Annotated in this window: 17 protein-coding genes; 1 reads left to right on the top strand and 16 read right to left on the bottom strand. The window is 54.4% G+C overall.

The window, feature by feature from the left end; translation table 11 throughout:
* Window positions 1-71: 71 nt before the first annotated feature.
* The 3 genes from SK3146_RS28600 to SK3146_RS28590 all read right to left on the bottom strand — a co-directional run bounded on the left by SK3146_RS28600 (window position 72) and on the right by SK3146_RS28590 (window position 2,144).
* Window positions 72-239: a hypothetical protein gene (locus tag SK3146_RS28600; RefSeq protein ID WP_249861962.1), complete on the bottom strand. Its 168-nt coding sequence runs from the start codon at window positions 237-239 to the stop codon at window positions 72-74.
* Window positions 240-318: 79 nt separating this feature from the next.
* Window positions 319-1,266, bottom strand: a complete 948-nt coding sequence (locus SK3146_RS28595) for a DUF3991 and TOPRIM domain-containing protein (RefSeq protein ID WP_249861961.1) — start codon at window positions 1,264-1,266, stop codon at window positions 319-321.
* 374 nt (window positions 1,267-1,640) lie between these two features.
* Window positions 1,641-2,144: a recombinase family protein gene (locus SK3146_RS28590; protein ID WP_249861960.1), complete on the bottom strand. Its 504-nt coding sequence runs from the start codon at window positions 2,142-2,144 to the stop codon at window positions 1,641-1,643.
* A 210-nt stretch (window positions 2,145-2,354) separates the two neighbouring features.
* Between SK3146_RS28590 and SK3146_RS28585 the strand changes: the two genes are divergently transcribed.
* On the top strand, window positions 2,355-2,750 hold the full coding sequence (locus tag SK3146_RS28585) for a VOC family protein (protein WP_249861959.1): 396 nt from the start codon (window positions 2,355-2,357) through the stop codon (window positions 2,748-2,750).
* Between the two features lie 31 nt (window positions 2,751-2,781).
* On the opposite strand, the gene SK3146_RS28580 is transcribed toward SK3146_RS28585, so the two are convergent.
* The 13 genes from SK3146_RS28580 to SK3146_RS28515 all read right to left on the bottom strand — a co-directional run bounded on the left by SK3146_RS28580 (window position 2,782) and on the right by SK3146_RS28515 (window position 23,761).
* On the bottom strand, window positions 2,782-3,837 hold the full coding sequence (locus SK3146_RS28580) for a hypothetical protein (protein WP_249861958.1): 1,056 nt from the start codon (window positions 3,835-3,837) through the stop codon (window positions 2,782-2,784).
* A 75-nt stretch (window positions 3,838-3,912) separates the two neighbouring features.
* Window positions 3,913-5,727: a reverse transcriptase/maturase family protein gene (locus SK3146_RS28575; RefSeq protein ID WP_249861000.1), complete on the bottom strand. Its 1,815-nt coding sequence runs from the start codon at window positions 5,725-5,727 to the stop codon at window positions 3,913-3,915.
* A gap of 590 nt (window positions 5,728-6,317) precedes the next feature.
* Complete coding sequence (locus tag SK3146_RS35360) at window positions 6,318-12,566, bottom strand: DEAD/DEAH box helicase family protein (RefSeq protein WP_434006827.1); 6,249 nt, start codon at window positions 12,564-12,566, stop codon at window positions 6,318-6,320.
* A gap of 13 nt (window positions 12,567-12,579) precedes the next feature.
* Entirely contained in the window at window positions 12,580-12,846 is a 267-nt protein-coding gene (locus SK3146_RS28560; protein ID WP_249861957.1) for a helix-turn-helix domain-containing protein, read from the bottom strand.
* A 9-nt stretch (window positions 12,847-12,855) separates the two neighbouring features.
* Window positions 12,856-13,341 (bottom strand): hypothetical protein, encoded by a 486-nt coding sequence (locus SK3146_RS28555; protein WP_249861956.1) that lies wholly within the window; start codon window positions 13,339-13,341, stop codon window positions 12,856-12,858.
* A 24-nt stretch (window positions 13,342-13,365) separates the two neighbouring features.
* Window positions 13,366-17,196: a DUF5704 domain-containing protein gene (locus SK3146_RS28550; protein WP_249861955.1), complete on the bottom strand. Its 3,831-nt coding sequence runs from the start codon at window positions 17,194-17,196 to the stop codon at window positions 13,366-13,368.
* Window positions 17,197-17,201: 5 nt separating this feature from the next.
* A complete protein-coding gene (locus SK3146_RS28545) occupies window positions 17,202-18,317 on the bottom strand; it encodes a copper amine oxidase N-terminal domain-containing protein (RefSeq protein ID WP_249861954.1) in 1,116 nt (371 codons plus the stop codon).
* 134 nt (window positions 18,318-18,451) lie between these two features.
* On the bottom strand, window positions 18,452-19,072 hold the full coding sequence (locus SK3146_RS28540) for a WxL domain-containing protein (RefSeq protein WP_249861953.1): 621 nt from the start codon (window positions 19,070-19,072) through the stop codon (window positions 18,452-18,454).
* 68 nt (window positions 19,073-19,140) lie between these two features.
* A complete protein-coding gene (locus SK3146_RS28535) occupies window positions 19,141-20,178 on the bottom strand; it encodes a DUF916 domain-containing protein (protein ID WP_249861952.1) in 1,038 nt (345 codons plus the stop codon).
* A gap of 20 nt (window positions 20,179-20,198) precedes the next feature.
* A complete protein-coding gene (locus SK3146_RS28530) occupies window positions 20,199-21,833 on the bottom strand; it encodes an RCC1 domain-containing protein (RefSeq protein WP_249861951.1) in 1,635 nt (544 codons plus the stop codon).
* 29 nt (window positions 21,834-21,862) lie between these two features.
* On the bottom strand, window positions 21,863-22,837 hold the full coding sequence (locus tag SK3146_RS28525) for a hypothetical protein (RefSeq protein WP_249861950.1): 975 nt from the start codon (window positions 22,835-22,837) through the stop codon (window positions 21,863-21,865).
* A complete protein-coding gene (locus SK3146_RS28520) occupies window positions 22,824-23,372 on the bottom strand; it encodes a hypothetical protein (protein ID WP_249861949.1) in 549 nt (182 codons plus the stop codon). Before SK3146_RS28520 ends, SK3146_RS28525 begins: the two co-directional genes overlap by 14 nt.
* Window positions 23,369-23,761, bottom strand: coding sequence for a hypothetical protein (locus tag SK3146_RS28515; RefSeq protein WP_249861948.1), 393 nt, complete (start codon window positions 23,759-23,761; stop codon window positions 23,369-23,371). The genes SK3146_RS28520 and SK3146_RS28515 overlap by 4 nt, the downstream gene beginning before the upstream one ends.
* Window positions 23,762-23,786: the final 25 nt, after the last annotated feature.

The raw sequence follows: 23,786 nt of genomic DNA, 5'->3' as shown, positions 1-23,786 counted from the left end.
ACAAAAAGACGCCGTGCAAACAGCGTCTTCATGGAACCCTGGTCCGGTTCAATTTGATTACAATACCTCGCTCAACGTTCCTTTCGATTGATCTTTTGTCGCGCCTCGCGCATGACCTGATGATGATCATATCGCGTCTTCTCGCTGCGAGCTTGCTCCTCTGCCTCCACCAATGCCGCTTCAATCTTCTCCGCATCCCAACTTGTCTCGCCTTGCTCCTTGTCATTTCTCGACTGCATGCTCAATCCCCCCTCCCCCTGAGATGGATACTTTTTTATTATTGCGAATGACGAGTCGGCTTGCCATTGTGCCGCAATACTACCGTGCTGGAAACTCACGTTGCTTTTTGTACGCCATCAAGTCCTCATTTACATCCTTTTGGACAGGCAGTTCATTCTTCAACAGATAGCTCTGAGCGAGTTGCTGCTCGATCATCTCTGCGGCCAAGCGTCCCGGTTCATCATTGTCCAAATGCAGCACCAGTCGCTTTACTTCCGAGTGGCGATCCAGATAGGAGAGAAGAGCAGCCGGAAGTGCCGACTCGTCCTTATTCTCTGCGGGGCGATGTATCCCCGCAAGCGACAGAAGATGAATTTGCCGCCAGTGCTTTCCTCGCAACAACATGAATGTGCAATAGGACAGTAGATCAATGGCGCTTTCAAACAGATGCAGTTCAGCGCTGTTCTCTACTGCTGGAAGCGAGAAGGCATAACGCTTATCGCTGCCCGGCACTTCGCCCATATAGCGAGTGCTAGTCGTTCCGCGAATCGCCGCATAGCGTGGAACGCCCTGCTCATCAAAACCGACAAACACCGCATTGTGATAGTTCCGGCTTTCATACAGGCGTCCCGTTTGGAGACACGCTTCAAGCACCTCACGGGCAATTCCCCGTCCGCGTAAATAAGCAACCACGCGGCTTGAAGTTTCATAGGCTTCGGGAAGCTCGAATGGGACAGCGGCGATCACCTCCTGAATCACTTGCGAAACCGGTGATAGAGAGAGAGAAGCCTGCTCGTTAATATGCAACACCGCCTCCGGCAAGGATATTCCCCGCACTTTAATGAGATAATCAAGTGCCGAGCGCCCTCCAAACCCGCGCGACCACCAAAACCACTTGCCGTTGGATATTTTCAAGCTGCCATGACTGCGTGTCGCATAGGCATTTCGTGAGCATTTCACCAATTCATAAGGCTCGACATGTTGCAGATACGTCAGCAAGTCCCATTCTTTGGCACGCTCGATCTGTTCTTTGCTTACATAAGCCATCGACTCGCTCCTTTCGATCATCTTCATCCTGTTCAATGTCCATGCACAAGCAGAGATGAACGCAAATAAGTCTGTTACCGGTCGGCAACAGACTTGTCGGGTTCAGCATATGGGACTTCTGCGACTATAGCACCCTCATTTTTTTCAGGTACGCATAATAATCCGCATGACCTTGCCAATAAAGCGCCATACGTTCCATACGTATCGTTTACATTCCTTTTCCATGCGCGTTCCCTCCCTTAACAAACATACCTGATCCGGTCGGAACGCGCGAACCTGTCATTGATCGTCTCTACGGATCATTCCATTAGAAAAGCTTCGCCACACTAAAGCACATCAAGAATAGGATGGGGCAGCATCCGAGCTTCGGCCTATCAGCGTGTAGGCCGATGTCCCCTTCTGCGGTTTGCCGTTTTCTCTCCTTCACTCGGTTTTCGTTCTATCGCCTTCCGTTCGCTACCCTTTACGTTCAACCTATGGCGCACCGGCAAGGCGCTAAGCGCTCCCCGATTCAACGTATCCACGCTGCCATCCAGCGTCAAAAACCGAACCTTGCGCTCAGGAAAAAAGCGCTCCAAAACCAACAACCCTTCCGATTGATTTCGACTGAGCCTCGCCAAGTCACAGGTCATAATGCAATCCATTTCTCCGTCATGGATGTCCCGCAGCATGGCTTGAAACGCCGGGCGGTTGAAATGGATGCCGCTGTAACCATCATCCGCATACACATTCACCAATCGCCAGCCCTGCTGCACCACATATTCCGTCAACCGAGCTTTTTGATCGGCAATACCGGCGCTCTCTGCAATACCTTCATCCCTTCTTCCCACGCGACAATAAATCCCTACCCGATAAACCTTGTCCTGATTCGCTTCCAATGGTTCACACCTCCTCGTTTGGATACCCCAAGAGAAAAAGCCTGCTGCCGGGGAAGGGCAACAGGCTCTTGGGATAGTACATCTCGCCGGGCTTATGGATATTTGCTATTTTCGCCCCTATGGCGGCTCGATACTGCGGCGGAATTGGACAAGACAGACGTTGAGTTCGTATAATCTGGTTATACAAATTTTGAATGGAGGTGTTGCATCTTGAAAGACGGTATTCGTTATGAGTTTCACCATACGGGTATTCCCACGACGGAAATCAAGCCAAATGAAAAATATAGCGCAGCAGCCAAAATGTACACTTCAGATCATGATGGCCAATTTCGAATCCAATGGCATCGTTTTGAGCCGGATTCCCCCTTGCACCCGCTGATGAAGTCCTTGCCTCATTTGGCCTTTAAAGTGAATGATTTAGAAGCTGCCATCGAGGGAGAAGAAGTGATTTTAGGACCATACGAACCTATTGACGATTATCGAGTTGCCGTGATTAACGATAATGGCGTGCCGGTCGAACTCATCCAAACCTCTCTTTCAGATGAAGTGCTCTGGAGCAGGGCAAAAAAAGGGCAAGGTTCGCTTTATCGAAGCACGTCATTGTAACTGACGGAAATCATCCTGCATCTACCATCCGTCACCGCTCCTGCCGGTTCGCTCTTTTGCGGTCCGGCAACTCCGGTTCCTCGTCAGCCACGCCTGCGTCTATCGCCTCGTTCTCCCGCTTATCCATATTCAGCAGCGCATTCAGCTCCGCCAGCCGCGCCGATTTGGCTTGCAGTTCCTCTTCCTGCTTAAATGGGGCAGCAATTTCTTCCTTCGCTGTTTCCATCTGCTTTCTGAGCGTGACCAGTTGATCGCGGCAATAGGCAAGCTTCTCAGGCAGCGCAACAAGTGCATTGTTCAGTCGAGTCAGATTGCCGCTTGCATCAGTTCCAAGCGAAATGCTATGCCCCAACGCGCCGCGCAATGTCGCTTTGTACTCCTTATAGAAGCTGTCGAACGAAACCCATAGGGAGAAGCCCAGGTATTGGCCGATCTCCTGCGGATCGGGAGAAGTCATCCCCTTGCAGGCTTCCAGCAGCGCCGCGCCTGCCGATGCGCGTTCCTTATACGTAAACTCCTTGATCGTCATTCCGGCAAAGGCAGCTTCCTCGCCGTCCATCGTATCGGCATCCTGACGCCTGTACAAAGCCACATCCTGCTCATACCCGGCAATCCGTTCCTCCGTCGATTTGATCTGCTGCGGCAACAGCTTGAGCAGCCGATCCTCCAGTGCATAACGCTGGCTTAGATGGTTGGCCTTAAGCAGCTTGAGCTTGGACACTTGAATGTCCAAGTCCATCTTTTCCTTAATGTACGGATTGCCGGTCGCCAGTGCCTTCACTTCGGCGTAAGAAAGAGCCGCTTCATCGATGTCTTCGGCAGAGCGAACCGGCGACTTGCTCGTCATGATTTGCGAGATAAAGCGCTGCTTGTTTTCGAGCGTCTGGTAGAGGTAGGCATCAAATGTGTTTTCCGTCACGTAGCGGTAAATATGCGCTTCGCTGTTCTGGTTGCCCTGGCGAATCACACGCCCTAAACGTTGTTCCAAATCTCGCGGACGCCATGGGCAATCGAGGTCATGAATGGCAACCAGCTTCGTCTGCACATTCGTACCGGCGTAGGGTAAGCGCCCGGCGCCTTGCCGCATTACTACGGCAGGTTTCCAAACGCTCCCCTCCGAACCGTACATACAACTCTCGCTGTATACGGCTCTCCAGTATTCTTAGTCTAGCAATCCAGCGTGTAATTTTTTATGACAGCTAACACAGAGCGCCATCGTTTTCCGTTTCCGAGCGACCATCACCTTTTCCCAAGCCCGTTTGCCCTTTAGGTCTTTTAGCTTCCTAACATGATGCATATGGATGGAGACTCCTCCTTTACCGCACCATTCGCACTTGCAGGCTTTTATCCGGTCCATCATGCTTGTTCTAGCCATAGTGACCGAGATATTGTCGGGATTGTTATCTATGGATGGCCTCGTATCCGGCATTTCTTGGCGTCTGAATCCTCCATTGTACAGAAACAGCGTCTTTTCACCTGAAGTCGTCTGGTATCTGACCGCGAACTTCCCGTCAATGCAATATTTCCTTTTGAGTTTTCCAATACTGCATTGGTATTTCAGGCAAAAGGTTCTGTACATGCTGTATTCCATCACATATTTAAAGCTTTGGAGGTTACTGACGTTGTGGGCTAATCGGTAATAATTGTACATCCCCAGAATTTCGCTATTGTACTTTTTCAGAATCTCAAGGTCATCATTGTCTACCAGATACCGTCTATGCTTAGGTCTCCAGATTTTTTTTTGGTCTCTGTCCGTTTTGATGCGAAGCGCCTTATAGGCCAGCAGTTTTTTCAGCCACTTTTCTTGCGGCATATACAGCAAGACTCTGTTGCTCATGCTGCGCCTGCCGTAGTGTGTCTGTTGATCGCGGCAGACACAGATGTCGTAGCCTAGAAACCGGGCTTTTGTTGCCGTGTGTGTAATCAGCGTTTTTTCCTCGGACATTTCCAACTTCAAGGTTTCCCGAAGATAGTTGCCAATATCACGTTTAACCTGTACGGCATCTTCTTTTGAACCGATAATTCCGACCAAAAAGTCATCTGCATACCGGACATATTTGAGCCTGCGGAATGTGGGATCAAAGGGATCGCGACAATGCACGCTCTGCATGCTGGTCTTCAAAGCCTTGATTTCCTGTAAAGCGAGTTGTTTCTCCTCGTCGAACATACCGTTCCATCTCGCCGTGGTTTCTTTGCGCTTGACCGAGAGTTTGTATTCCCAGAAGCGGTATTCTTTTGTTCGTTGGTGGAAAGTTCCTCTATCAAACGATTTGATATACTTCTCCATATGTTTATCAAACCGGTCAAGATAGATATTTGAAAGAATCGGACTTATGATAGAGCCTTGCGGCGTGCCCGAGTAGGTATTATGAAATTTCCAATCTTCCAAATATCCGGCTTTAAGAAACTTCCATATCAAGGCGATGAAATATTCGTCATCGATTCTTCGACGTAGTGTATCGACCATAATATGATGATCGATGTTGTCGAAAAATCCTTTAATGTCGCCTTCAACGAACCATTTCGCTCCTGTAAATTCCTTTTTGATTTGCACAAGCGCGGTGTGGCAGCTTCTGTTTGGCCGGAAGCCATGAGAAAGACGGGAGAATGTACGCTCATAGATGCTCTCCAGCATCATGCGAACTACTTCTTGCACCAGTTTGTCATCGAAAGATGGGATACCAAGAGGCCTCATTTTTCCGTTTGCTTTCCGAATGTATACCCGTCTTGCGGGATTTGGTTGGTAAGAATGATTCCTCATACTGTCGATGAGCTTGGAGATACGTTCCATTCCCATGCCATCAATGGTTTGTCCATCCGCGCCTTTGGTCATGTTACCCGGTTTTGCGTAGATGTTTTGGTAGGCCATCAGATAAAATTCAGGGTTGTACAAATTCCGATATAGCCGTTGAAATCGGTACTTGGAGTTACACGCCTTTGTGCTTAGACTTTTTAATACCTCTAAAGGATTTCTCAATGTCTCGCACATCCTTCCTTTTTCAGTATTAAACGAATACCTGTTTCCCTTCGCCATGTAGACGGCTTTCCCGTCCTCGGACTACTATGGAAACTCCGTTGCCTTATCGGATTTTCAGAGCCTTACGCTCATAGCTTGTTGCAAGCGTTCCGACTTAGGCAATCTCCGTTTAGACGATTGAAAATGGCATGCTGTGATGTCGGATATGACGTTCGTCCTTTTCCGTAGATTACGGCTTGGAAACATGCGGTATAGTGTAAATGCACATGGGATACCGTACATTTACGCATGTTATACGGCGTATCAACTATCTTTCGCCGTAGCTGCACAATAGGGCCCATCGGACTGTCATTCAAGCAGTTTAGCCTTTATCCTCATTCACAGCTTTTCATCTCGCCATTCAGTCGCGGTAGCGATAGTTTACCGACTTATGGCTTTTCCTGCGTGCTATTGTCCCCGTCCAGTTTCCCTTTCGAGTAAGCAGGCTGATGATAGAGTGGTGTTATGACACCGTTTATACCTTTCTCTACTACCTTGCCACAGGTAGAATTCTCAATCGTCCACAGATCAGCTAGAAATCTGGCTGACCTTTACGGACGCACCCCCATTTTGAACGTCGATCCCAGCAGAACGCGAACCTGTCCCGCCCGCACCTTGCCGAACAGTTCTTTCTTCTGCGCATCTGTATTGGCCTCATGAATATAGGCGATCTCCGTCGCCGGAACACCCTTCTCCAACAATTTGCGCTTGATCTCATCATAGACATTGAAGGTGCCGTCTGCTTTCGGGGTAGACAAATCGCAAAAGACCAATTGCGTGAGCCGTTGCTCTTGCCCGTCTTGCCAATGCCGGTAAATGTTATTCGCGCAGGCGCTGATCTTGCTGCCCTTATCATCCGGCAGCAGCGGATTGGCCAGCCGCTGATCGAGCGCCAGCTTGCGCCCGTCATTCGTGATCAGCAGCATATTGTCCTCGTGCGGCTCAACCGCCTTGGATCGAACCTGCTCTGCGCGGCGAGCAAGATCGGCTACCATATCCCGTTGAAACTCGCTTGGAGGGACAGCCACATTATGAAAATGCGCCTTCGGCACCGGGAGCTGGAGCATATCGGCCGTCTGGATGTCGGCCACTTCCTTGAACATATTCATCAGCTCCGGCAAATTGTAGAACCGGGCAAAGCGGGTTTTCGCCTGATACCCCGTTCCCGCAGGTGCCAGTTCAATTGCGGTGACGGTTTCGCCAAACGTGGACGCCCACGAATCAAAATGCTGTAAGCCTTGCTTCTGCAAGCTCCCATACTGCAAATACCGCTGCATCGTATACATTTCCGTGATGGAGTTCGAGATCGGCGTTCCCGTTGCGAAAATAATTCCACGTCCACCCGTCAGTTCATCCAGATACCGACACTTCATAAACATGTCCGACGACTTCTGCGCCTCAGTTTGCGATAGCCCCGCGACATTGCGCATTTTGGTGTACAGAAACAAGTTCTTGTATGAATCCGCCTCGTCCACGAACAGCCGATCCACACCCAATTCCTCAAACGTCACCACATCATCTTTACGGCTCGTATCGTTTAATGTTTCGAGCTTGATTTGCAGCGTCTTCTTCGTCTTCTCCAATTGCTTGATCGCATACCGCTCGCCCTTGGCCTCTTTCAACTCCCGAATGCCGCCGGTGATCTCGTAAATCTGCTCCTCCAGTTGCTGGCGCTGGCGTTCCATGGAAATCGGAATCTTCTCAAACTGTGAATGCCCGATAATGATCGCGTCATAATCGCCAGTGGCAATGCGGGCGCAAAACGTTTTACGGTTTTTCGTCTCAAAATCCTTTTTCGTCGTCACCAGCACATTCGCAGACGGATAAAGCTGCAAAAATTCAGCCGCCCACTGCTCTATCAAGTGGTTCGGGACAACAAACATGCTTTTGTTGCACAAACCCAAATGCTTGCTCTCCATCGCTGCGGCGGTCATCGCGAATGTTTTGCCCGCGCCAACACAATGGGCAAAGAGGGCATTGCCGCCATAAAGCGCCCGAGCGACCGCGTTCACCTGATGCTGCCGAAGCCGGATTTCCGGGTTCATGCCGCTCAACCGGATATGGCTGCCGTCATACTCGCGCGGGCGGGTCGCATTAAACCGATCATTGTACAAGCGCGTCAGCCGTTCGCGGCGTTGCGGATCTTGCCACAGCCATTCGCCGAACGCTTCCTTGATCAGCTCCTGTTTTTGCTGGGCAACGGCCGTATCCTTCCGGTTCAGCACCCGTTTTTCTACGCCGTTTTCGATCACCGTATCGAAAATACGCACATCCCGCAAATTGAGCGTATCTTCAATAATCTTGTACGCATTGATCCGCTCCGTGCCGTAGGTGACGTTGGCTTTAATGTTGTTGCTTCGATCATCGCTTTTGCCCCGCACGTTCCAGGCTGCTGTGTAATCGGAATAGAGCACCTGAATGGAAGGGCGAAACATCGGCGGCGTGTCCAGCAGCTCGAACATAAAGTCCCGCACGACCTCCGCAGGCAGCCAGGTCGCCCCCAGCCGAACATCGATTTCGGAAGCCGTCAAATCCGGCGGCTGCACCGCCTCCAGCGCCTTGACGTTTTCGGCGTACCGCTCGGGGTCATGGGCTGCGAAGACTTTGGCGCTCTGCAGCTTGTCGCGGACATGGCCGGACAAATAGGCATCCGCCGTCTCATAGACCGGCTCCCCGTCCTCATCCATCTGCTCGGGATTAGGAAAAATGATCCCGCGCAAGTCCTGAATCAGCTTCGCTTCAGGAATGCCTGATAGTTCGCTCATATAAGCCAAATCCACCCGAGCCTTGACGCCGATGGATACCGCCAGCGCTTCGAACGCGGTGTCTACGCGCTCGACCTGCGTCCGTTGCCGAATGGTGCGCTTCGTAAACATGTCCGCCTTGCGCAGCATGAGCCCTTCATCGTCGAGAATCTCCAGCGAACAGAGCAGGAAATAGGCGCTGTCATCCGAAAAGGCGAGACTGTTGGCGCGGCTGTTAATCAGCCCATATTGCGCTGCGAAGCGATCATACTGCGTGTTCAGCTTGCGCTGCTGCTCGCGAATCGATTCCTCGCTGTAGTCCTCGGTCTGGTATTCGATCAGGTCGCGCACGGTATCGCGCAACTGGATCAGCCCCTTGATGCGCCCCGTCGCCGTTGCCGAAGTTTCCACCGGATGCATCCGGCTGTTCTCGCGAAAATAGACCCGGCCTTCCACCAGCGCAAAGCTGAAATTACGCACATTCGGATCGGCAGGCAGGGAAGACTCCGCTTCCTCCGGCTGCTCCTCACGTTCTCCTTCTACCCATTCGGCGTGAATATTGGCCAATGCCTCGCGCAGCAGCTCATCAAGCGGTGCATCCGGGTACGGTCGGCATGTGGTTTCCTCGCGATTGCCGTACATTTTGTCATCAAACGCCATCGTACCCAGCACCATATCCGGTTGAGCGGCAAAGTAGGCGTTGATCGGCACGCCATCCTCCGTTTCAGCCAACGCCAACCACGGCTCGCTCTGCTCGTTGACCGTCACCATGCGATCCCGCTTCTGCAAAAAGAGAATATCTGCCGTGACTTCGGTTCCGGCATTCGCCAGAAACGCATTGCTCGGTAGGCGCACTGCGCCGAGCAAGGCCGCCCGTTCCGCGATGTACCGGCGAACCGCTGGATTTTGCTTGTCCATCGTCCCCTTGGAGGTAATGAAGGCGATAATGCCGCCCGGCCGCACCTTGTCGAGCGTCTTCGCAAAAAAGTAATCGTGAATTAAAAACTTGTGCTTGTCATATTTTTTGTCGGCCACGCCATAGCCGCCGAACGGCACATTACCAATGGCAAGGTCAAAGAAGCTGTCCGGCAGATTCGTCCGCTCGTATCCGTTGATCGCAATGGAAGCCTGCGGGTACAACTGCTTGGCGATGCGCCCGGTCAAGCTGTCGAGTTCCACGCCAAACAGCCGTGAATCCTGAAACGATTCCGGCACCAAACCAAAGAAGTTGCCAATCCCGCAGGAAGGCTCCAAAATATTGCCTCGCCGAAAGCCCATTTGCTCCAGGCACTCATACATCGCCTGAATGACCGTTGGCGACGTATAATGGGCGTTCAAGGTTGAGGCCCGGGCAGACGCAAACTCCTCCGGGGTCAGCAGCGCATGCAGTTCGGCATATTCAGCAGCCCACTGGCTGTTGGCATCATCGAATGCCTGCGGGATGCCGCCCCAGCCGACATAATGCGCCAGCACCGCCTGCTCCTCCGTACTGGCCTGGCGGTTTTCCTCCTCCAACTGCCGAAGCAACCGAATCGCTTCCACATTGCGGCGAAATTTCGTTTTGGCACCGCCATGCCCCAACGCAACATCCACAATGCGGTAGTTGCTTGCCGGTTGGCGCGGTGGAGAGATGATCTCAGAAGCAGGTGCAACGGAAACTTCATTAGGCTCCGTAGGTGCGAATGCCTCCCGTCCTGCCCGAGCTTGCGCCTGCTCCGACTCCTCCGGTCGCTCCTCCGTCTCCTCGATATCCCACAACGCCGCTTCCGCCGCAGACAGCGGTTCATCGGTCAACAAATGATCGTTCAGCGGATTATCGCGCAGCAGGCGCTCCAACTCGCTGCGGCTCAACTCCTTTGAAAAGAGCGGAAACTGCTTGTCCTGCAACCAAATCTTGCCCGGCTCCAACTGCGCGATTTCATATTCGTCAGCACCGATGAAGACCGTGCTACCCTCGGTATACGCATAGCGCAGGCTCTTTCGGTTGTGCGGCGGGGCGGATGGAGGTGGAGCCAGCGGCGGCTCCGGCAGCATGGAGCGCTTCTCTCGCATCTCGGCCTCGCGCTGCCTGCGTTGCTCCTCCTGCTGCTCGGCATAGGCAGGCAGTTGCTCCGCCTCCCGGCGATTCAAATAACGTCCGGCGGCCAGCAACTCGCCAATCCGCTTTTGCACCTTCATCCAGGGCAGCACCAGCTTCTGATCCTGATCCCCTCGAAAGCCGCGTTCCAACGTAATGCCCTTGCTGTCGTGATGTTCATGGATATTCGTACCAATCAAGGCAGGGGTTCGCCCGCCCGTCCCGTATTCCCGTTTCAAAAACTCGGCATTGTCCTGCGCCGATATCGATTGCTGAAAATGAAGGGCAATCCGCAGCTTGCCATGCTCGAAGCCGCTGCCGTTTTGCAGAACAGCGTCAATGACCGCCTGCGGCCAGACAAAAGCGGCGGCTTTTTCCTCCGCCGTCCCTTCCAGCCACATCGTTTGCTGCTGGAGGGAAGGCTCCGGTTGCCGAGTCCGGTCAAATTCGCCCAGCAACATCATGCTGCGGATATGGCCGACGATCACGCCCCAATCATAGAAGCCTTGCGCCGTCCGGCTATCCGACTTGCCCGTCCAAATATGCAGCACATTTTGGTAAGGCTCCACACCGAGCCAGGTGTCCGGCTCCAGTACCAGCTCCGTCTGCCCTTGCGGAAACAGGCTTCTGACGTAGAGGGCGCGTTCTACCGGATCATCATGGGCATCAAAAAAAGCTGCGATCTCCGCCTTGTTCTCCGAGAGCGGCGCGGTTCGCAGCATATCGTTGATCTGGTTCCCGTCATGAAAAAACGGAAGACGATTGTCCTCCGTTCTCCGGTCATGCCATGTTAGCGATACACCAGTTCGGTCAGAATCAGTTCCTCCGCCTGTTGCTTCAGATTGTTCATGTGGCCCGTCCAGTCCAACGGATCGCTCGCTTTGTCCGGTGCCGGGTGCTGCGCCAGCAGTTGCGCGATGGTCTGCTCGATCTGCTCCCTCGCCGTCCGGTCGATCTCCGCCAGATGCGGGTTCAACTGCTCCGAGAGCATCAGGTGAGCGTAGGTACCCTTGCGCTCGTTTTTCAGAAACGTCTTGCGCAGCAGGCCGTATTTCCCGATGCTCATCGACTCCGGCTGTGCCAGATCCGGCAGCAGGTAATCCCCGTTCTGTGTGTACGTCAGTTCCATGCTCCATCATCCCTTCGCGTGGTTTACCCTCATTGTGCGGCAGCGGTTGCGGCTTTGCAAAGATGCGGATTGAATCCAAAGGTTGACTTTGCATGTTTTGTCGGCGCTGCGCCTGCACGGTAGACTCAATCTCCCGCAAGATCGTTTCCGCCACATCGCTGATCGCTGCGCCCACATGCGAAAGCGCGGGCAAAGTGTTGAAATACCCGACACCGGATAAGTCATCGGTGCTGATATAGTGGGATGGCTCCTGCCCGCAGCGAACCATCGTCATATAGGCGACGGCATGCTGCACGGCTTCCCGGAACAGCAGCTCCACATGCGAATCATCCAGCTCTTCAAGTAGGCTGTTCTCGCGCTCGGCCAGCAGCATCCGCACGTAGTCGGCGCTATGATCTTCTACTGCATTCCGCGCCGCAGCCAGCAGAGAGCCGGGCAATTCCATGGCTGGCTCCCGTTCGTGACCAAAAGCGTTCTCCAGCGTTTCAAGCACAGCCTCCGTATCCGCCGCGTCCATGCGCCAGAGCGGCACGCCGCGCGACTGGCGGCTTTGCGTGTCCGACACGTCAAACACATGGCGCAGCCCCAAGCTGCTGCCCCGATCCTCAATCAGTGCAATGCCCTTCGCGCCGCGCTTGACCCAGCGGTCCAGCTTTTGGTTCCACACCTCAATCGGAGCGCAGGCGGTGGCATCCGGGCGTTGCGCGTAGATCAGTAATTGATCCTGAAACGGATATTTGTAGTTCCAAGCAGCACTGCGTAAAAAATCGCTCCATTGTCCAGTATCGTTCACCACCGCATGCGCTGTACGGGCAGACAGCTCGACCATTCGCTGCAGCTTGGCTGTCACTTGGGCACCTCCTTCAAAGAAGCGTAATTTTGTTGGTTAGCCGAATGCCTTCCTCTGAGTAGCGCGAGGTGAGCTGAATCAATTCGTTTTTCTCCAGACGATGCAGATTGCGGCGGATAGCAGAGGTCGAAAGTCCGACCTCTGCCGCCAGGCGGCGGGAGGACAGCCACACCGTGCCGCCTCTCCCGCCCGCGAAATCCAGCAAATAGCTGTACAGCAGCTTGGCCGCCGGGGGAAGCGCGGCTTCCGCCAGCAGCCGATAACGCGTCAAATCGTTCATAGCGTCCTCCTATCGTTGCGGCTCCGTTTTCTTCTTCGGCGCAATAGGCGCAGAAGAGGCTTGCCGCTGCTGCTCGGCCACGCGCTCCGGCCGGGCGTAGCAATACAAGTAAAAGTTGTAGTCCCCGGCAAAGGGGAAACAGCGCAAATAGTAACGATGCTCCTTCGTTTCCATCCGAAAACCGTAAACATCCGTGCTCCTTGCCCCGGCAATACGCGCCTCCGGGTGCTGGCTGCAAAAGCGGAGCATATGCTGACGGCTTTTCAGTACACCCTGATCGCCGATGGCTTGGAACACCTTGCTCAACTCGTCCTTGAAGGCTGACGTTTCAAAGGGTGAGCTTCGCGGAAACCAGGTCACCCAAAACTCCTCGCCCGAGCGCCCGAAGTCTCCGCGCAGATGGCCGATGCAGGTACGCCCGGTCTCCTGCTCAGCCGAACCGGTATAAAAATAGGCCGCTTCCTCGGGAGCGGCGCTTTGCAGCTTCTCAAACATTTTCATTCCTCCCGGCTGGTGAAATTAGTGGGTGCCGCCCGTGCCAAAATCGTCGTAGCTGGACAGGTCGGCATGATAAAACACCACGTCGCCGTCTAGCAGGGAGAAGCTTGCGCCATACGGATCGACAAAGCTGCGACCAAATCCCTCCATCCGCCATTGGTTATTCAGAGGCGCATTTTTGTATTGCAAATGCGGCTGACTGGTGTTTCGGTTGCGCACCGTCTCGATGTTGAAATTAACGATCAGGTAGCCATCGCGCAAGAAGATCGGAGACTGATCGTCCAGTCGATGGGTGCGTCCGTACTCGGCCACATTGAAGCCTGCGGGCACCGCATACGGCGCTGCCGGCAAGCTGTACTCTCCGCGCCAAAGCTGAACAGCAGCATTCGCTCGCACCGCATCTACGCCGCTTGGCACTTGCATACTGCCGATGAAGGTCCGAAGCTGTGGCGGCAGCAGCATGCCATCATAACCGCCTACAACAATCTTCTTTTGCACCGCATCCTTCAAAAATTGTTGCACATACGTCGCCTGATTCCCCGTAGCGCCATTCAGCCTCCAGAGGGAGCTTGCGGTATTGGTCAATTCCTGCTGCGGTACATTACGAAGCCGGGTATCCAGCGTCACCAGCCGTTGCTCCGTGTCCTCCGCAGAACCGATGCGAATAAAGCGCTTGTTGCCCGCATGGTAATACAAGTCCACCGGCTGCCGGTTCTGCCCCTTCTTGTCCACGAAATAGAAGGTAGGGGTGATCAGGATACCGTCGCCCGAACCGAACATGTTCCCGAGCGTCTTCACCTCGAATTTGAAGTGATAGCCCGTTTTAATCGCCACGTTCTTTTTGCCGCTCTCCGGGTGACTGCCCGGGCGGATCGGCAGCATGTACGGAGCCTTGTTGCCCCGCGCCGCGCCATCGATCCCGTTTGGCCCGACCCAATAGCTGTTGCCATTAGGGGTCGCGCTACCTTTTGCCGTGCGGAATACCGTCTCCCACTGGTAGTCCGCGATGTCGGTAATACGGAAATCAAACAAACGGCCGATGACTTCGACCGGCACCACCTGCGTCGCCGCATGATGGTTCACATCCAGATTGGCATTCGGCTGCGAGGTAAACGAAGAAGGACTGTTTTCGGCAAAGGAGCGGAACAGTACCTCGTAATTTCCTTCATCGACCCACACCGGCAAATAAAACGTCGTCTGTAGCTGGCCAACCGGAATCGAAGTCCAGGTCTCCTTCGGGATCAGCGTAGTGCGGTCAGCCTTGTATACATCGAAGGGGAAACGAACTTGTTTGTCCCGGGTGTACTTGGCGTAATCCCGGTTGCCATACCCCGTAATGTCCCGATGCAGCCCGCTGGTCGGTATCGTCACGGTGAAGGGGCGGTTCAGAATAAGGGCAGAACGCCCGGGTGTCGGCACCGTCTTCTGGTTATGTGCCTGATCGTCAGAGACGGTGGCCCGAGAAACCACCGGTGTATGCACCGTCACCGGATTGATGCCGGAAATCGGAAAACTTTGATTGCTTCCGCCGCCAATGCCCTTAATCAGCGCGTAGGAGAGCGTCCCGCTGCTTGGCTGCGCTGCCTTGTTGATTTTGCCTGAATCAATGACAAACCCGCTGCCGTAAAGCACGTTTTGCCCGATCATCGGCGAAGCCGGAATCGCCCCCGGAGCCGGAGCCGTTTCCTCCGTTGTTCGGCTGTCCATGATGGTCTGTCCGTTAAAGACAAGGGAATCGTTCCGCACCTTGATTTTCCCGACCGCCTTTTCCGCTTCATTCTTCCAATTCTCACTCGGCACAGCAGGACGGCTGGAGCCGCCATATAACGATTGGCCGGGCAAGGTCACATTGCGATACACCGGATCGGTCACATGCGCTGATGGCGAAGCATCATGGCTGGCCGAAACGGTTGGCGGCGTGTAGCCACTCGGTTGCAGCGTCACCTTGCCGCCCGGCAAGGCATAGTTGGATATTTCAGCGCGCTGCAAGCCGTACACTTCCAGGCGATCAATCAGCCAGTAGCTGAACTTGCGTTCCACCGTATAGTTTTGCGTAACCGTTTGAGTAGCGGAGCGCGATACCGGGATAGTGGTCGGGTTGCCCCCGCTGTCTGGCGGGCCGGAGACATACTCCGTCCATTGCAGCGAATAGGTGCGGCTGACGGTGACCGGATACTGCTTCGTCCCCTTGAGCTCCGTAAATTTGTTTTTGTACAAATAGGCTTTCGCGCTTGCATTCACGTATAAGCTTTCCGATGTCGGGATGCCCTTGAGCACGTCATAGCGTTCCGCGCCGCGCGTATCCGCCTTGATCACCGCCGATGCCGATGCATCCATGTCCTCGTGCTGCTGCTCGGAGCCGGTTTGCGGGGGTTCTCCGCCGCGATTGTTCTGCACCGTGTGATCGGCGGTCGAATCGCCCGTTTGGTTGGCCATGTCCGTCACCACGACTGTGATTTTGACGGTGACTTGGTCGCTACTGCCAAGCGGAATGCGAATCGGAAGCGACTTGCTGGCCGATGTGCCGCTCAGTGCGCCGGTTTGCTGACTCGCGTTGACCAGTTGCCCGTTTTCGATACTCGTAATCCGATAAGACTTGAGCTGGCTTTGCGACTTGGCTTCGAACGTAAAATCGCCCGTGACCGCTGTTTCCGTCGAAGCCGCCTGCCCCGGCGCGTCGATGCGGGAAGTAACGGTAACGGGCGAGGGCACTTTGTAGATACCGACAAAGTTGGAACCGCTCGGGCCAACCAGAATGGAGCGTTCCCGCAACTTGCTGTCGCCCTTTTCCTGAATGAACAGCTTCTCTGTCGGATTGCTGTTGCTCGTAATAAAGGAGCGAATAATCTCATACGTTTGCCCGCCTTTGGTGATCGTCGCCTCAAAGGTGTGATTCACTTCCGCTCCTGTCGCAAACTCGCCCTTATCCACCTCCTGCAATACTGTACCATCTTCCTTTTGATAGTAAGCTTTCACGGGACTCGCAGCTTCCTCAAATTCGGCAATCGCGTCCGAACCGCCAAGGGCTACCGTAAAGCTGCGAATACGAACTTTTTCGTTCGTTTCGGGATTTTCCTGCAACCACTTTTTCTGCGTCGTATCCTGCTTCGGGGACAAATAGGAGCGAACGATCCGATACGTTTTTCCGCCATCGGTCAAGGTCGCCGGAAATTCGTGGTCAATCGTTTCCCCGATTTTGTATTTGCCCTTCAAAAACGTCACGTCCGGCTTTTGAATGATTCGGCCGTCGACGGTTTTGGCCACGACATCGACTGGAAACTCCGCGCTGCGATAAGGAATATGAAGGCCGAAATAGTCATCCAGATCGTCGGGAACCCGCCAGCCCTCTGCTTGCTTGATGCCTGACAACGTATAGAAGGGGCCTTTGCGAACCGAGCCATCCCCATTGATGGAAACCATGACCGCATAGAAGTACAAATCGTCATTGTCCTGAATGCCGTCCATACCTGCTGCCCAAAGTCGCTGAGTCACGATTTCTTCGGGTACTTCGTAGTAGGAAGTCAATGGCTGGCCGGGTATGGGCGGATCAGGATACTGCCCTTTTTGTCTGACCTCCTGATTGAGAAACAGCGCATGCGGCCTATCTCGCGGATCGCTGCATTGTTTGGGCACAGCTGCGGAACATACCTGTTCGCGCGTGACTACCCAGCCTACCGTTTTGTACCGGATGGAAGTCGTAGCGGCTGTACTGGTAATTTCAAATTGGATGGCTCCGTCCTTAATATTAATTTCCGGCGAAGCTGCCACTGCCTGTTGAGGCATAAATGACATAAAAAAAGTACATGCCAGCAGCATGTACAGGATAGGTTTATGCAGTTTTGAGAGCTTCATTATATCTACTCCACCTTTGAAATGGTGTGATTAAAGAACAGGCTTGCGGTAGATGAAACTTTTAATGAGTTGCCCCAGTCGCCACCGACACTAGCCTTCATTTTAATATCCGAGTATCCTTCATACCAAACATTTTTTTCGAATTTGGCATCCTTCGGAAACCACTCATCATATAACAGTCGTTCCTGCTTGTCGAACGAAATAAAATTGATTCTGAACTTGACCCGAATGTAATCTGCGCCAAAACCATCGTAATAGATCATGGACGGCTCTGGATCGAGATAGCCCTCAATCTGAATTTTGTTGTCCTTCACCCAATCGACATACTCGCGAATATATTTCAACTCCGCATTGGAGTTTTGCAACTTGGTCGCGAACAGCGCCTGCGCCCATGCGTCATCAATCGTCCGGTAATCCACATTCAGCCACAACGCGCCAAACGTTTTCAGCCTGCCCAGCCAGATGTCCACATTCCCTTTGTTGTATTCCGGGATCGTCGCGTACAGCGTAGAAGATACTTTTCTATCGTCAGGCGCGGAATACGGATACGCCATTTCGTACATCGCGTTCGGAATATCTGCCAGAATGTACGAATAATCCGCTGCATTGCTCGGCAGATCGGTGGTGCGAATCAGCCTGCCCCACGGATCACGCTCGCCATTCAACTGTTTCGTTGTTGACAACAACACCGTAGTCGTTTTATCGTCCCATTCCACCGCAACGTCAAGGATTTCGCTGACAAATCGCAGCGGGACAAATGTGCGACCACCTTGCATCACCGCCTGGGTATCGAAGGCCACTTCTTCGCCATTAACCGTCGCGACATGACTGCTGATAGTCAACCGAATGTTCTGATCGTCCTTTTGGATCGGCACCGACCGGCTCTCCGCTTCCCAGCCGACTTTTGCGCCGAGCGCCTCCGCTACAAACCGCACCGGCACCAACGTTCGCTGGTTTTCATCAATGAACGCCTGGGCGTCGGGGAACCACAGCTTCGTACCATCCATCACTACCGTGACAAATGTTGGCGGCTTGGATGCCGCGCTCGCAGTCAGGGCAAACCCATTCACCAGCATGACCACGATCAACACCAGCAATATTCTTTTTTTCAATGGCTTCACTCCTCATAACAGTTTCGTTCGTTTGGAAAAACTTTCTTGTCCCTATATGATAGGGGATATCGCTGGAGCCTGTCTACCTTACAAATCGGAAAAGCGGCTCCCATTTTAATGAAGGAACGGGAGCCGCGCCATGCTTACACGCCCGAACCGAGGGTGAAGGTCAACGTCGCCGTATAGGTCGTCGCTACCGTGCCGACCACATCATTCACCTCATACTTGCTGGAGCCGCTGCTGACCGAAGCCACCGTTACGGTTTTCGGCACTGCCAGCGAGTAGGAGACGCCTGCCGTATATTCGCCCATGCCGTAACCCGGAGCTGCCTGTATCAGCTTGAGCGGCGTGGAGGACAGCGTACCGTTATAGGCCAGCGGCCCATAGGTCGGATCGACGGCCTGGCCGCTCAAGGCTACAACCGGCGTACCAACAATGACCGAAACAGCGCTGGCCGGAATTTTGACGGTGTACGTGCCCGAGGTCGTCGGGTCAGGCAAGGAGCCGCTCACAAAATCGGTGGACGAAACGGATACTGACCAGCCTGCACCGCTGCCGCGGCTATCGCGAACGGTAATTCCATTGGAGGCCGTCGAGATCTGATTCGCAGTTACGTCCAGCGTCACTGAGCTAAAGGAAATGGCCGTCTGCGACGATTGATTCGTACCTGCGATGATGGACACCGTTTCGGCATGGGCGGCGGCAGGGAGCAGGAGCGCCGTTGCCAAGGCAAGGGGAAGCAGCTTGCGAATGAAGTTGAACATGGATCAATTCTCCTTTACAAATGGGGTGATCTATATGAACATACTGCGCCCGGACGCAGCATGGGATTTTAGCGCGGCTCCCTGGCACGCCGCTTGTCGGCACGTTTTCGTCGCCACGTGACGATCACAATCAGCAGCAATAGTCCGGCATAGAGGTAGACTCGGTGAAACCCAAGCCATGGCGCAGGCAACGGGGAGCCATCCTCCGCTACCTGAATCACCTCGCCCGAAGACGCCGTTCCCCAGCGGGTGCGTTCTTCTTCGCCCGCCACTTCAAAGGGCAGTACCCTTTGCTCCACCTGCCCGTTGACGGTCGTGATGACCTCCGCCAGATAGGCTCCCGGAGCGAGCGGCCTACTTAGTTCGGCTCGATATTGCGCCACCGTCCCCGCATAGATGGAGTCGAAGCGAGTTTTCAGTTCCAGTACGGTCTTATCTTCGTCCTGCCGCTTGACCTCCACGGTCATCTCCGGCTTGGATAAACTGCCGCCTTCGTTCATGAGCAAAATGGAGAGGAAGGCTTTCTCATTTTCTTTCGCGTAGACGGCTGCATGCGGAACCGCCTGCGGCGGCTTCGCTTCGTCCAGCTTGTAGTTGAGGACGACCTGCAAGCCGGTCTTGCGGACCACGCGGGTAACAAACCGCGCCTGCGTATCGTCCAACACTTCCACTGTGTGATCCTGATCGTCGTAAACGCCGATCACCGAGACATATTGACCCGGCTGAACGGAATCGGGGATGCACATGTTCACGGTAAATCGTTCTGTTTCTCCTGCCCGCACCGTAATGGGGCGATCCGGCGTTGAATACCAAGCTGCCGAGCTTAGATCCGGATCATTCGGCAACGTAAAATCCTTCCCGCCGCCAAGCGCCGGGATGGCATCCGCCATGTAGAGCAGGGCGGTGATGTCCTTCTCCGTCGGATTGCTCACCTCCACCGCATACTCGCGTTCCTCTCCGGGGACGATTTCCTCGACGTAAGCGCCGAGCTGCGGATGGATGCGTTCGGGATCGCCGCTCACGATCAATTGCTGTCCCTTCGCCGGGGCCGAAAACCCCGTTCCAACCCAAAAAACCGTTGCCAGCAGCAACAGTCGAATCCACATGCGTTATTCGCTCCTTTTGTTCAAATTCCGCTGGTCAGCGTCAAGGTGATCGTACACGTATACGTTCCGGCCAACAGGCCAATCGTGTCGCCTGGCTCGTAGGAAGAGGCAGGAGCAGCCTGAAATACCTGTACGGTCAACGGCACCGCCAGCGTCAAAGACATAGCCGTCTCATATCTCCCTGTGCCGTACCCGGCATCTGCCTGCATGATGGGGACGGAGGTCGTCCCCAGTGTTTGTCCCGGCAGGTGCTTGGGGCCGTGAACGGCGTCGATTTCCATACCATTTAGCATCGTAACCGGCGCGGCTCCGCTTACCATCAGGCTGGAGGCTGGAAAGCTGGCGATCAGACTGCTGTTTCCCGTTGTGGGATCAAGTCCCGACCAGTAAAATGGAGATGCGGATATGCTGAGCGTCCAACCCGCGTTATAGCCGCGCAAGTCCGAAACCGTTATGGGCAAGGTTGCCGAGCTTTGAAGCGAGGACGGCAGGATTACCGATGAGAACGAAGCGGCTCCTTTTGCTGTCGTCATCGTCCCGGTCACCAGGCCGGGCAAAGCTCGTGAGCCGCCGCCATTTCCAAGCACACCGCCCTCCCCATAGCCCCAGCTATACAATAAATCGTCGATTGTTCCTGCCAGAACAAAGTTGGATTTGATGCTGCCTACAAATTGAACATCCTCCATCTGTATGTGCACCGGGGTATGGCGATCCGTCCCCGTCCCGTCTCCCAATTTGCCGCTCCAGTTCGAGCCCCAGCCCCAAAGTTCGCCATTCGACAGCCTCGCATGAGTGTAATCGCCACCGGCATGAATCGAAGCTACATTCGATAACGCAGAAAACAACGTCGGCTCATAGCGCCTTACGGTATCGCCAAAGCCCAGTTGTCCATACGTATTCACGCCCCAGCACCAGACCTGACCGTTGGCATCCAAGGCAAAGGAGGAATCGTTCCCTGCCGACACGCTGACGATGTTGGCCAAGGTACTTTGCCAGTACGGCGTCGTTACCGGCGGTCCGGCTCCTCCATTGCCAATGCCGCCGTAGCTGTTGCTCCCCCATGCATACACATGACCGTTTGTCGTGACAGCCAAGCTATGCGCGCCACCTGCAGCGATGGTTAGAATCGAAGATAGCTCCGGCACTTGAACCGGCGATGTCTTGCTCGTGGTCGACCCATCGCCAAGCTGCCCCTGCTGATTCTCTCCAACTGCCCATAACGTCCCGTCCTTACGTACAAACAGCGCAAAATGGACTCCGGCCTCCACTTGCGTCACATCGGACAATGAAAGTAGCGTTGGTTCATTTCTCTGCTGCGTGTCGCCAAGACCAAGCTGCCCCTCTGCTCCACGCCCCCAAACCCATACCGAACCATCGGCTTGCAGCGCATAGCCTGAGGTGGCGCCGCAAGCGATGTCCGTGATCTGATGCAGAGATTGAATCCGAGTAGGGAACGAAACGACAGCACCGCCGGAATCGTATCCCAACTGCCGTTGTTGATTGCTGCCCCACGACCAAACCGTGCCATCCGATTTTAACGCCATGGCAAATTCACTGCCGCCACAAGTCTGGGTATACACAGGCCCGGCTGCTTGCGCGGCGGGGATATGGACGGCAAGCCATAGCAAAATTCCGATCATTACTCGGACATACACATCCGGCTTCCTCCTTTCAATAATGCCAGCTATTGCGGACAGGGCAGCGGCATGTAGCCCTTTAACGCACCCGCTTGCTCGCTGGCAAACACCTCTTCGCGCGGATATCCGTAGCCGCAGGAGCTACGGAAATAAACCTTCATCGCGCCTTTGCGAGCGCCGATTATGGCCTCCTGTTTCAGCACCCGGCTTCCTCCCAACGCATAGCTGTTGTACACCTTCGCGCCCATCGGAATGCCTTGCAAAAACGCCATGACGCCCACATCATCGATACTGTTGCTCCAGTCCTCGTCCGGGATTAGCGGCAAGGTGAACACGTACGAAAATCCGGATCGGGAGACGGTTTCATTGTATTGGTTGATCCGATATGCCAGTTCATCCTGAATCGCCCGGACAATCGTGCTGCGCCGTATCTGCTCAAATTGTTCAGCATCCTGCAGGAGCGGAATCGACGTTTGCTGCCGGATGTCCTGCCGCAACCCTTCCTGCCAGCTTCCGCTCGCCGCATCGTAAGCCAATACCTCCTGATCCAGCGTAAACGACAGGCTGTTGCCGGCCGCATCGGCGTAGGCATACGGCTTCTTCGCGCCCCAAACCGGCTTCATCACTACCGTCCCGTCAACGCCAATCCATTCCTGTTCGCTGTATACATAGAAGCCGTCATACCCCACAATGACAATCGCGGGAATGTAGCGGCGCAGCGTGCCTTGCGCCACCGGATCGTCCGCGATGCCAAAGCCCGCATCAAGCGTCCGATAAAACGTCGCAATGGCATCTTCCTTATTCAGTGCGACCCGTTTCTCCGAGCCGTACTGCGCTTCTCGTTGCTGACTGGCATTGCCAATTAACTGGCTCGCCGCATCGTCTACCGCCGCATCTAGCGCAGCGTCATATCGTAATTCGGTCAGCAGCGTCCGGCGCAGGGCATCCGTCTCAATACGATTGATGGTCGCAAAGGGAAGGAACAACAGCGCGCCGACAATCGCCCACTCAATCCAGCGCATGGCGCACCATCCCTCCGTAAGGAATAACGATCTTTTCATTTGGGCTGATGGTGTTGTTCAGCATGTCAAAGATCAGCGTCCCCGCCGTCCGGTTCGTATTGCGCACTGTAACTGAGAAGCTATCGCCAACCCGCATGCGGTAGCGGCGGCTTGGATCATCTCTGGCCAGCGTATTGTCAGGAAACAGTACCGGCAAAATCTGTGCGTCATAGTACGAATCGAAATGTATTTCATAGATGCCGCGGAACGTTTCCGGCCGAGTCGGATCATCGTAGACCGGCACATATTTCTTGCTGCCATGCTCCATCTCGACCGCAAAGCTGTTGCCCGTTGCAGCCAATGCGGTCATAAAATCGTAGTACATCGCGGGCGTAATACCGCCCTTGTCGCGCACCGCATCCACAAATGAGGTCGTCGCCCGCAGCGCCACCAGCTCGGAAATATCGTCCTGCTGGTCAAAGGCGGCAGCGAGCGGATACAGGTAGAGCAACAGGAGTGCAATCAGCACCGCGAACAGCTTGATCAGCGTATTCATGGCACTCGCCTCAAGATGAGCCGCAGCAGCCGCCCGCTCTCATCCCGCTCATATTGCGGCACATATTTCGCTTGCAGGTGGATGCCGCTTACGCGAAGCTGCTCCCGTTCCAGCGGCGCTGCGTATCGGACACCGTCCACGATCCTTTCCACATCGCCTTCTTCCAGCCGCGCAAGCGCGTGGAGCACCTCCGCTCCGCTGATCGTGCCGTCACTGGCTATCGGACTTGCGGTTTGATGCAAGCTGCGATCCTGGACTTGGCCTGAGACGTAGGCTAGCGTGTTGAGCAAAGCCCCGTTTTGAAACAGCAGCAGGCCCGTTCCCACCGCGAGCAGAAACACCAGAAAAGCGACACTCATCTCCATCATCATTCTCGGGACGTAACCCATCCGCTTCTCCTCCTTTCAGCCGAAA

Source organism: Paenibacillus konkukensis (genome assembly GCF_023523925.1).
Taxonomy (GTDB): Bacteria; Bacillota; Bacilli; order Paenibacillales; family NBRC-103111; genus Paenibacillus_S; species Paenibacillus_S doosanensis.
The sequence above is the reverse complement of the archived record's forward strand: the minus strand, read 5'-3'. Positions and strand labels throughout refer to the sequence as shown.